Origin of the sequence: Olsenella sp. oral taxon 807 (genome assembly GCF_001189515.2) — a bacterium.
Classification (GTDB): Bacteria; Actinomycetota; Coriobacteriia; order Coriobacteriales; family Atopobiaceae; genus Olsenella_F.
In genome coordinates, this window is the sequence record NZ_CP012069.2 from 166,227 (window position 1) to 177,148 (window position 10,922).

The 10,922-nt window shown below is 66.7% G+C and carries 9 protein-coding genes; 2 read left to right on the plus strand and 7 right to left on the minus strand.

From position 1 onward, the window contains the following. Positions 1-87 precede the first annotated feature (87 nt). Complete coding sequence (locus tag ADJ70_RS00765; RefSeq protein WP_050342637.1) at positions 88-702, plus strand: hypothetical protein; 615 nt, start codon at positions 88-90, stop codon at positions 700-702. Positions 703-2,193: 1,491 nt separating this feature from the next. On the opposite strand, the gene ADJ70_RS00770 is transcribed toward ADJ70_RS00765, so the two are convergent. Together ADJ70_RS00770 and ADJ70_RS00775 are read right to left on the minus strand one after the other, a co-directional pair. Further along, positions 2,194-3,660, minus strand: a complete 1,467-nt coding sequence (locus tag ADJ70_RS00770) for a transposase (RefSeq protein ID WP_050342640.1) — start codon at positions 3,658-3,660, stop codon at positions 2,194-2,196. Between the two features lie 490 nt (positions 3,661-4,150). After that, positions 4,151-5,389: an ATP-binding protein gene (locus ADJ70_RS00775; RefSeq protein ID WP_050342642.1), complete on the minus strand. Its 1,239-nt coding sequence runs from the start codon at positions 5,387-5,389 to the stop codon at positions 4,151-4,153. 42 nt (positions 5,390-5,431) lie between these two features. Here ADJ70_RS00775 and ADJ70_RS00780 point away from each other — a divergent pair, with 42 nt between their 5' ends. Beyond that, a complete protein-coding gene (locus ADJ70_RS00780; protein WP_172674415.1) occupies positions 5,432-5,794 on the plus strand; it encodes a hypothetical protein in 363 nt (120 codons plus the stop codon). Here the strand turns inward: ADJ70_RS00780 and ADJ70_RS00785 are convergent. The 5 genes from ADJ70_RS00785 to ADJ70_RS14380 form a co-directional block, all read right to left on the minus strand. Then, positions 5,772-6,032: a hypothetical protein gene (locus ADJ70_RS00785; RefSeq protein ID WP_050342647.1), complete on the minus strand. Its 261-nt coding sequence runs from the start codon at positions 6,030-6,032 to the stop codon at positions 5,772-5,774. The genes ADJ70_RS00780 and ADJ70_RS00785 overlap by 23 nt on opposite strands. 155 nt (positions 6,033-6,187) lie before the next feature. Then, entirely contained in the window at positions 6,188-7,027 is an 840-nt protein-coding gene (locus ADJ70_RS14875) for an IS5/IS1182 family transposase (protein WP_050342652.1), read from the minus strand. 543 nt (positions 7,028-7,570) lie between these two features. Continuing rightward, positions 7,571-8,695, minus strand: a complete 1,125-nt coding sequence (locus ADJ70_RS00795) for a YhcG family protein (RefSeq protein ID WP_083443708.1) — start codon at positions 8,693-8,695, stop codon at positions 7,571-7,573. A 156-nt stretch (positions 8,696-8,851) separates the two neighbouring features. Next, on the minus strand, positions 8,852-9,238 hold the full coding sequence (locus ADJ70_RS00800; protein ID WP_050342654.1) for a hypothetical protein: 387 nt from the start codon (positions 9,236-9,238) through the stop codon (positions 8,852-8,854). Between the two features lie 1,168 nt (positions 9,239-10,406). After that, entirely contained in the window at positions 10,407-10,586 is a 180-nt protein-coding gene (locus ADJ70_RS14380) for a hypothetical protein (protein ID WP_157051330.1), read from the minus strand. Positions 10,587-10,922 lie beyond the last annotated feature (336 nt).

The following is a 10,922-nucleotide window of genomic DNA, read 5'->3' on the forward strand; positions in this document are numbered from 1 at the left end:
TTAGCTTGGGTAAAAGGACGGACGGGTGTTGTGTCCGGCATGCGAGAATAAGGCCCGCGTCAAAGCGTGTGAGAAAAGGATCCGAAGATGGGATGGTGGAACCCGAAGGCAAAGATCCCCATCGAAAGCGAGGAGTTCGGCAAGATTGTCCGGGACCTCGTCTTCGAGTGCCCCAGCTCGCACCGCCACGAGGTGTCGGACGGGAAGCGCCCAGACGGCAAGAAGAGCAAGAGTAGGTTCTATCAGTCGGTGAGTGCCCGCAACACATCGTTCCACGCGAGGGGGATCAGTGGTGACCTGTTCCTGACGATTCTTGGAGAGATCACAGGTCCCCTCAAGAGGAAGGACAGGTACATCAAGGTTGAGAACGGCCAGACCGTCGAAGAGGTAGCCGCATCGGCGGTAAAGCGCCTAGGGTCTGATGCCATGAAGAGGGACCTCCTGGTCTTCGCTCCGCGATCCGACATGCCCGATACCGAGGCGATCTTCTATTACATCAGAAACGCCTTCGCCCACGGCTCCTTCGAGGTGCAAGATGTCGACTGTAGGAGGATGTACCTGCTTGAGAGCGACAAGAAGGGCAAGCCGCTGGCGATGATGCGCTTAAGCGAGCAGACGCTGCTGCGCTATGCCCAGCTCGCCCACCTGAGCGTTAAAGAGATAAAGAATCTCCGTCAAGGGAAGCGCAAGAGGCCGGAGTAGCGATTCACTTGTCGAGCGCGTTGCCTCGACAAGGAGAGGGACCCTTCCCATCCCACTCGCCGGCCGTCTCTGTGGGCTCGCGCCAAGCCGTGGGGGCTCCATGCTCCATTGCAAGGCTGTCTGGGGCATTGCGGGGCTGCTCCGCAGGCTGGTCTTCGGCCGCCTATAGCAGCCGCCTTCCGCTGTGACCCCCCGATCTTAGCTCGTCCCACTTCGTCGCTCTCGCCATGTCCCTGCACATCTTCCGTTTGGAGCACTCCATGCTCCCGTCCCCACGTCCTGCGGCTCCATCCCACCACTCTCGTCCGGCGGGTGGGATGGTCATCTCGGGTTACGGCAGTCTGTCCCGGCGTCTCTTGCAGTCCAAGCTTTCGTACAGGTTCGTTCACCGTACTCGCAACAGCTTCACCAGTGTATCGTCTATACCTAACTCTCTGTTAGACCACCGTCGGCATGACGACGCCCCGCGTCTCCGCCACGATGTTGTCAGCGAGAAAACATGTCGAGGGGAGACGCGGGGATGCCTGGCATGACACCGCGAGGGGCGAGGGGGCCGGGCGCGTGCCCCAGGTGCGGCGGGACGCGCCTCGTGCGCGAGGGGCGCGACGGGGGCGGGTCGCAGGGGCGGTCCCGCGGGTCCTGCGGCCGCGCCCCCTCGCGCAGGGCCATGGGCCCGCCCGGGTGCCCCGGGCCCGAGGGGGGCGTCCGGGCGAGCCGCGCCGGGCACGCGTGCGCGGGCGGGACGCCCGGGGAGCGCGCGGGGGCCTGCGGGGTGTGCCCGGGCACGTCCCGGCTCGTGCGCACGGGGCCCAGCGAGGCCGTGGGCCGCGCCCCTGCGCCGCCCGGGAGGGGACGGCCGTCTCCTGCCAGGTCGACGGCACGCGCCCCGGCGAGTCGCCGGCCGGCAGGCGGCCCGGGTCGGCGGCGGCGTTGCCCCGGGAGCCGCGGCGCTCGGCGGCGCCGTGCGCGAGCGCGGCATATCGAACCTCAAGGTGTGCGTGGTCTGCGGGGGGCGACCTCGGCGACGAGTTCTGCGAGGTCGCGGACCGGGGCCGGCCGACCGACGAGGCGTACGGCCTCGGCCCTGGGGGCCGTGGGCGAGGGAACGTCCGTCTCGACCGACGGCCTCCGTGGGTACGCCCGGGTGCCCCCCCGCGCTTGCGTGTCGCGCCACGACGCGACGCCCGCGCGGGAGGCCGTGCGCGGCGAGCTCGGCATGGCGGACGCCATGCACGCGAGGCCCGAGGGCTTCCTGGCGCGCCTCGGGGGGTCCCGCCGGGGAGGCCCGGCCACCACCCCGGCTGGTTCCTGTGGGACGAGCAGACGAGGGGGCCGGGCGCCGACAGGGCGGACACCCTGTCGGGCCAGGCGGCGACGGGGAGCTACGACAACACGCGGTTCGCCCTCGCGAGGGAGCCGCAGCCCCTCTGGTCCTACTGGGAGGATAAGCTGGCCATGCCGACGGTGGTCTAACCACAGCTTCCCTCATCATTAGGTATGCGCTGGGGCGGGAATGGGGAACCTCGCCTCGAGCGGCACACCTAGGGTATCAAACAGCCTCCTGACTGACCCCTTGCAGTTGCAGCATCCCCATCTCCCGGCCCGGAGGTGCGCCTTGACCAGGCGGGCGTCGAGCAGCGCCTCGTCGACGGTACGGCCGGGGAGCCGCCCCCCGACCAGGTCGGCGAGCTCCCTGCGCACGAGCGACGCGACGAGGCACACGAAGGCGAGACCCTGCGCGCGGCAGTAGTCGCGCTGGCAGAGGCCCCGGAGGCCCATGCCGTTCTTGAGCCAGTCGTAGTAGGTCTCGATCGCCCATCGTCTCTTGTAGTGGTCCCAGACCTGCTCGGCGGTCGCGTCCGCCAGGCTCGTCTGCAGCACGCACACACCGAAGAAGGGCTCGGCGGAGGCGAAGCCGTCCTCGGTGTAGCCCTTGCGGCCCTGCGCGAGATAGCGCAGGTAGTTTGCCCTCTCGACCGCTGCCTGGTCGCGGTCGCGCAGCACGAGGACGCGCCGCCCGCCGCCCGCGTCGTGCTCCTTCCACTCGACCACCGTCGCCTTGCGCCCGCGCGCCCAGCCGAGCCGCTCGCGCAGGTCCATCTCGGCCACGGCGTCCTTGCATGCCCTGAGCCCCTTGTGCAGCGGCATGATGTAGTCGTTGTTCCCGCTCGACAGCAGCTCGACGTTGGCCGCGCTGTGGAAGCCGGAGTCGACGAGCCACAGCACGCCGTCGAGCGGCACGTCGGCGACCAGGTCGGCGAGCGACGCCTCGCCGGGCAGCCCGCCCTCGACGATGCGGCAGGCGAGCGGCGAGCCACCGAGGGCGTCGTAGGCCATGAGCAGGTTCATCTGGTCGCAGTGGGTGGCGCCGAACCGATACCCCTTGCCGGCCAGGTCGTCGGGGAGCGACCCCGAGCCGACCACGTGGCCGTCGACGGCGACCAGGCGCGAGCTCGCCTCCGCGAGCGCCCGCTCGAACGCGAGCACCGGCCCCTGCCTGCGACCGAGCGCGTCGAGCAGCTCGCCCACGGCCCGCTCCCCCAGGGCGACGGAGGGCAGGGCCAGCGAGAGCGCCGACTGCTCCCAGACCCTCCTGGCGTCCCTCGCCGGCGTGACGCCACGCACGCAGAACATGCAGGCCAGCGCCCATATCCGATCCGCGTCGTCGGCGTGGAAGTGCTCCCCGAGCAGCCCGCGCACCGGTGCCGAGGCCGACAGCGCCACCGCCCAGTCGCCGAACTCCAGGGTGGTGATCTCCGAGCCGGACGCGCGGCCGGAGTTGGGCACGTACCCGCGGCCCTCCTCTATCTTGCCCACGCAGCGGCCCATCCTCGTCCTCCTCCCGCCCTCGGTCACCGAGCGATACTCGTAGACGTAGTAGTGGCCGCTGATGGCCTTGACCATCGTGCCCCTGGGCTTCATCGCCCTGATGTGCTCCGGGACCGAGTACGCGCCCATTCCCGCCCCCCTCTCCTACATACCTATAACATACCTAATCCTACCACGAAAGGTGGCCTCCGGGCAACGTGCCCGGAGGCCTCTACAGAGCCTCTGCCTGCGCAGGCGCTCTCCCTCGCGGTACGGTTGAGCGTCCTGGGAGGGAACCTCATACCTAATGATGAGGGAAGCTGTGTCTAACAGAGAGTTAGCCAATCTGCGTACACTTCTTTGCCTCCACGTCTGTCCACAACGGTGCAGCAGTGTACACGAATGCCCCAAAACGGCTCCGAGAGGCCATTTTAGCCAATCTGTGTACACTCCTTTGTCTCCACGGCTGCTTGCGCGACCAGGCGAGGCCACGGGTCCTACGACGTCGATGGCCCCATGGCCCCCGTGATGCCAAGGCGCTCGGACCTAAGGCCCGCGCTGCCGGGACGGTGACGCAACCACCTGCCCACACGAACTCACGAAGCCTCTCTATAAAGCTCGTTATAGGTGCATCGATGCCTTAGCCAAGATCATCGCCTTGAGCGATGAATTCCATAAGGTTCAGGTGCCGCACCCCATCTCGCGTTTGAGGCAATGGGTCCAAGGTGAACAGGTAGCGGGGGTACGAGTCGCGTATCTTCTCGAATGGGCGATACTCTCTATCCTCGGTACTGCGCTCTGCGATAGTCATCGCAATCTGAATGTAGCGATACTCCCCGAAGCTCCTTCGTGCTATGAAATCGCACTCTAATTCACCGATGCGCCCGACGCTGAGCACGTACCCGAGGCTTCTAAGGTACAGGTACGTGATGTTTTCCAGGGCGGGGCCATAGCTTATCCTCGCATCGGTGTTCGTTGCGAAGTAAAATCCTAGGTCGGCAAGGTAGTACTTTTCGTCACGCGAGAGCGATCTACGTGACTTCAGATCGAATCTCGAGCAACGGTAGAGAATCTTTGCGTCGACGAGAATCTGTATATATCTGTTTAGGGTCTCGCGCTTGATCGGTACCTTCTCCACGTCGTTGAAGTGCGTAAGCAAGTTCTTGAGGCTCGTAGGTGACCCGAAGTTATTGATGAGGTAATCGCGGACGGCGTTGAAGACCGAGACGTTTTTGATCTTGTTCGAGCGTTTCACGTCCTTCTCGAAAATCTCCTGTATCACGTTGCGGATATAGATGCGCCTCTCGTCCTCCGCGTCATACTCGACGGCCTTTGGGAAGCCCCCGAGCGCCAGATACTCGGAGAATTCGAGTGAGAGCTTCTGGTTGACGGGCTTGCCGAGGAACCGTTTCATACCAAGGTATTCGGCGAAATCGAGCGTGAACACGTCGAACTCGAGATAGCGGCCGGTCAGCTTTGTGGCGAGCTCTCCCGAGAGGAGGTAGGAGTTGGAGCCGGTGATGAAGATGGACCATCCGCCATCGGTCCGATAGCCGTTGATGAGATCTTCAAAGCCCTCGACGTTTTGTATCTCGTCGATAAAGAGGTATTTCGTGCCCCCCGCCCGGGCTGGCGTGGAGGAGTCTATAAGGGCTTCGAGCTTATCGGGCGTTTTCACGCTCCTATTACCTCGAGCGTCTAGGTCGATGAAGACGATGGCGGATTCGGGCACCCCGGATTCGACAAGCTCGTCTGCAATAGAGCGCATCAGGCATGACTTGCCGCAGCGGCGTACGCCCATGATCACTTTGATCATCCCCTCGTCGTGATAGAAGCCACGAATGGCCTTAAGGTATTTCTCACGACGGTATACCTGCACGATGGGCTCCTTTCAACCGGGCTCATCATAGCAGTTATGGGTGTGGTTTACTGGGATTTGCAGAAAACCGCACCAATAAATTCAGCTTTAAAGCTGCCAGCAGCTATTCCCACTCAATTGTTGATATTCAGCAAAGAACGCATCGATTGCGTCGTCCCCATCCCCAGCCGTCGACACCCGAACCTCGTGCCCGACTTTGCAAGAGAGCTCGCAGCAGCCTTGGGGATCGCGTGTATCGAGGCCGTTGAGAAGTTCTGCGACGCCACGAAACAGAAGTATCTCCTGAACGGCGTGCGACAAGAGGAGAATATCAGAAACTCGACCGGTGTCGTCGGTCGTGACATTATCAGGGATAGAGTGGTTCTGAGTTCCCGGCACTTCCTTAGCCCACAACTGGCAGCCTGATGGTGTCCGGGCACCTGATCCCGAAGGTCCCGTGCGCCTCGCTCGTCTTCCTCACGGGCTCGGTGGTGACCAGCTGCCCGTCGCGCCCTATCGCGTGCCGCTCGCGCGGGATCCCCGGCATCGACTCGACCGCGGGCGAGGTCCTGCGCGAGGCCAGCACGTCCGACATCATCCTGGTCGCCGCAGTGGCCACGAGGCACATGAGCAGGTGCCTGCGGAAGGTCTCCTCGCTCCGCACGCAGACGGGCAGGGCTCTGCCTCCCTGCCTGGCGATCTCGAAGACCTTCTCGACGCGGCCTCGGGCGTGGCAGGGGGGGAGCAGCCTCCCCTTAGGGAGACACAGAATAAGTGTTTAGCCCCTGCTAGGACCCCTGGCAATCGGTCGATTTTTGGTCATATTCGGACCCCTGCGGCCTCCCCGGGCGTCCCGGGCCCCTCCGGGCGCCCTCGCGGCACACCTGTCCCCTCGGCCGCCGTCAGGCGGCCGCCACGGAGGCCCCCAGGAACTCCCCCTGCCTCCCGGCCCTGGCGCACACGGGCAGGTTGGCGCTGGCGAGCAGGGCGGGGATGCGCACTCGCCCTCTTCGCGATGCCGCGGTAGCGGACCCTCGCGTAGCCGAAGGCCCGCCTGGCGATCTGGCAGGGGCGCTTGCCCTCGCGCGCACGGAGGCCTCGGCTCCGCCCCTCCCCGCGCCCGTCCCACCGGGCCCGCCGTGCGGCCCCGGGCCTGGAGGGGCCCATCGCGACGCGCCAGTCGATCCCGGAGAGGTGCGGGTCCGAGCGGACCTCCTCGCGCCTGGCGACGCCCCGGTAGCCCGCGTCGGCGTAGCAGAACTCGTCGTCGTCCCGCACGAGCCCGTGCGCCTCGCAGACGTCGGGCACGTTGGCGGCCGCGAGGGTCGCGCTGTGGACGTAGCCGCTGCCGGCGTCCTCGCCCGAGTGGCACTTCATGCCGAAGTGCCACTGGTTGCCCTTCTTGGTCTGGTGCATCTCGGGGTCGCGCGAGCCCGACGCGTTCTCGGGCGGGCTGGGCGCCTCTATGGTCGTGGCGTCGGGCACGCCGTCCCAGCACCCCACGAGGTCGCGGACCGAGGGCGAGTCGTAGCAGGCGTCCTCGCAGGCGACGTCGGACAGGTCCGGCCGGCACCGCGCGAGGCGCGTCCCGGGCAGCGTCTCGGCGGGCCAGGGCTGCCTGCCCGCGCCCGTCCCCGGCGGCTCGACCAGGGCCAGCAACCTCGGCCCGGGGCACCACGGGGCCCGTCTGGCCGGGGAACTCGGCCCGCCTCGTGCGCCTGGCCCTGCCCTCCCACTCGACCTGCGTGAGGCTCGCCTGCCTGCCCGGTGCCATCCCCGGCCCTCCCGCCGCCCGTCCGTCCCGACCGTTCCATCATGGCGCAAAAAGGCCTGCCAACTGCGGATATGCCACACTCTCCCATGTTTTTCGCCCGCCCGGGAGGCGACCCAAACCCATCCGTCAGCCTGATTTATTCCGCGTGTCCTTAGCCATCCTCCTGGTGCCGGCGAGCACGAACACGCCCCCGACCTGCGGCCCGGCGCGGACGGAGCGGGCACGGTCAGGCGCGGCCACGGGCACGAGAGGCTCTGGCGCTCCGTCGCTCCTTGTCTTGGCCGACCTGCCGGCCGGCGAGGCGAGCGCCGAGCCGGTCGTCCATGGGCGGGGGCGGGACCTGTCGGACACAGGCCCGACGACCGAGGGGCCCGTCGTGGACACCCTCCTCCCGGATGGGGCAGATAAGACGCGTTAGCTGCTGGACGCTATGCTAGGATCTCAGGATCTGTCGCGTCCTGCTGGCTACCGGCTCTCTGCATGCCCCTTTGCTCGGCGAAGAACTCCTTCTGGCGCTCTATCTCCTCTCGGAGCTGCTCCTGCGTCGGCAGGTAGGTGAGGTACTTGGCGGCGAAGAGCTGGTCGGACCCGTTGAGCACCGAGAAGTGGGCCACGTCCTTGTCCGTCTCGGTGCAGAGCACGATGCCGAGCGTCGGGTTGTCATCGGGGACCTTCCTGAGTTCGTCGTACATGCGCACGTACATGTCCATCTGACCGATGTCCTGGTGGGTGAGCCGACCCGTCTTGAGGTCGATGAGGACGAAGCACTTGAGGATGTAGTTGTAGAAGACGAGGTCGATGTAGAAGTCGTCAAGCTCGGTGCGGATGTGCTGCTGGCGTGCCACGAAGGCGTAGCCCTTACCCATCTCCAGCAGGAACCTCTGCAGGTTGGTGATGATGGCGCCCTCAAGCTCTGATTCCTGGAAGTCCGCGTTGGGCGCGAGACCTAGGAACTCCGCTACGACGGGGTTCTTGATGAACTCCAGCTTGTCATGTTGCAGGGGTGCCGTGAGTTCCCTCATCTCGGCCTCGACTGCGGGCTTCTTGTCGTCCTGCGACTGCAGCAGGCGGTGGTAGTACTGGGTGGAGATGTTTCTCTCCAGGACTCGCACGCTCCAGCCCTGCTTGACGGCCTCTCGCTCGTACCACGCACGCGCGGCGGGGTCGGATACGCGGGAGAGAGCTCGGTAGTGTGACCAGCTCAATTCGTCACACAGCGTGTGACCTTTTGGGAACGCGAGGTAGAGCTGCCTCATGTACTTGAGGTTGGTTTCCGTGAATCCACGTCCGAAGTCCTGGGTGAGGCGGCGGGAGAGCTCCTTGACGAGCGCCCTGCCGTAGGCGGCCCGCTCCTTGCCGCCCTGCTCCTCCACGATGCGCTGGCCGATCTCCCAGTATGCGTGTACCATGGCGGAGTTCACGGCATGGTAGGCCTGGCCGCGCGCCCGTTCCAGGACCTGCGTGATGCCTTCGTAGAAGCCCGACGGCAGTCGTATGTCGTCGGCTGCCGGCCTCTCTAGCCCCTTGCTCTCGTTTCCGCTCCTTTTTAGCATCTGCCCCTCCCTCTCTTGTGGTCTGAAATTGTATCAAGAGGCCCAGGCTTGATGCCGCCGACCATAATCTCAAGGCGGCGCCTTTCCGGCTTGCTGGGGAAACGTCGTATGCCGTGGCGTTTCCTCGGCGGGCGACTTCGCTCAGCTCTGCTGGGCTCACGCCTGGGTGAGCATGGCCTCGAACTGGTCGATGTGAAAGTGGGGGGCGACCGGCTGCAAGTCGGGCTCGTTGCCGAAGAGGTCGCACTCGATGGGGGACGCTGCCATGTCCACGTCGAGGCAGTCCTGCTCCGTTGAGACGGCGGCCCTCTTGGCGTCGGGGCCCACATCGGCGTAGATGTTGAGTGCCTTGCTCACGCTCGCGTGCCCGAGGCAGCTCACTGCGGCGCGCATGGTCCTGGGCGCTTGGAGGATGCGCGCCACGAGCGGGATGGTGCGGGCCGGGCTCGACGTCTTGGGCTCCTTCTCGTAGAGGGCGCCCCTGTCGTTCCCCCGTGCGTGGCTGACGGTGATGGTGCAGTCGCCCAGCATAGCGTCCAGCAACTAGCGTGCCTCGTCTGCCCCATCCGAAAGGAGGGTGTCAACGACGGGCCCCTCGGTCGTCGGGCCTGTGTCCGACAGGTCCCGCCCCCGCCCGTGGACGACCGGCTCGGCGCTCGCCTCCCGAGGTGACGCAGGACCCCCCGGGCTCGTCCCCGCTCGAGACCCGGATGCCGCGAAGCATTCGGTGGGCCGTCCCCGAGAGGAGGTCCCGGCCAGGTCCGGCTGGGAGCCGTACCCGGGCGCGGACACGGGCACGAGGCGGCCCGGGACGTACGGCAGGTGGAGTCTCGCCTTCGCGGGGGTGCGCTCCGAGACGACGCCAAACACGGCCCGCGTCAGGTCGCCCCTCGGGCGTCTGCCGCCCGGGAATCCGGCGTGGTCGGGGCCCTCGCGCGTCTTGCCCGCGAGGGGGTCGCCTCGCGGGCCGGCGGTTAGCTGAGGCAAGGAGAGAGCGTCCCGAGCCTCCCGTGCCCGTGGCCTCGCCCGACCGTGCCCCTGCCGCCCGCGACGGATCGCAGGTCGGGGGCGGTATTCGCGCGCGTCCCGGGTGTCCGGCCCCTCGTCGTGGGACGGCGCGTCGCGCGATTTGGCCCCGGGGTCGGGGTCGCGCCGCTCGCGGCAGTTGGCCATCTTGTGGGGCTCGGTCTGGGCGTCTGCCAGGATGTTGCGCGTTGCCGGTCGCGACCGTCGCGAGCCTCGGGTGGCCTACGGCCTCCGCCGCCTCCCCGGCGCGGTCCGCAGGCAGGTCGCTCGCCCTGGACCCGGCGGAGTGGCCCGGGTCGGCGGGGCGCTGACACGCGAGGTCCGCCACGAACGCGCGGTCAGCGCCGTCGATCTCGCGCGGCCTACCGCCGTGGGCGCCATCCGACAGAGCGCGCTCGACGCCGCTCTCGAGGTGCCTCGCCGCGCACGGGCGCACGCCGTCGGACGTGCGCCCGACCTTCTCGGCGATGGGCCCGGCGTCTCGCCGGAGTCGCACGGCAGCAGGATCCGGGCCCTGGCGGCGACCTGGGTCGTGCGCATGCGGGCCAGCCGCTCGGGCCTCTCCCTGTCTCTCGCGCCCAGCGCGACCGCCGTCCTCGACCCTGCCAAATCGTGCCTCCCGTCCCCGCCCTCCGTCAACGGGAGCATGCCGCACCTGCAGTCCAGTTACTTCGTGGATATTATACTAGTGGACATCGAGCGCCCGCTCGATGTCATTGTCGCAGGACGCGAGATAGGGCGAGAGCCGTGCTGTGGAGAGCCACCGCTCGGGCCAAGCGCCTGTCTTAGCGGCCTCGCCCTGCTCGGCAATGCCTTCGATGGCTCGGTTCTCCCACCCGCGCACGTGAGCTCTCTCTATAGACATAAGTTTAGACCCGGTGACTTGAACTAGCGGTCATCCTGGGTTCATCACCTGCCAGTATATCCGTGGTCTTCGGGGGTTTGTGTGGGTTGCTGCCTCGGCGAAGACGCCAACCTAGCGGCGGCGCAGCTCGCGCAGAAGCTGTTTTTCCGACCAAGGGGGAGGCGGCCACCGAGGGGGCGCTGGTGGTACGCCATGGTGGTTGGGGCACTCGTGCCGCCCGACGCGACTCGCGTCGCAACTAGCGGCGCAACAGTGTACACAAGTGCCCCAAAACAGAGCCGAGAGGCCGTTTTCGCCAATCTGTGTACACTCCTGCGTCCCCTCACCTGTCTACAA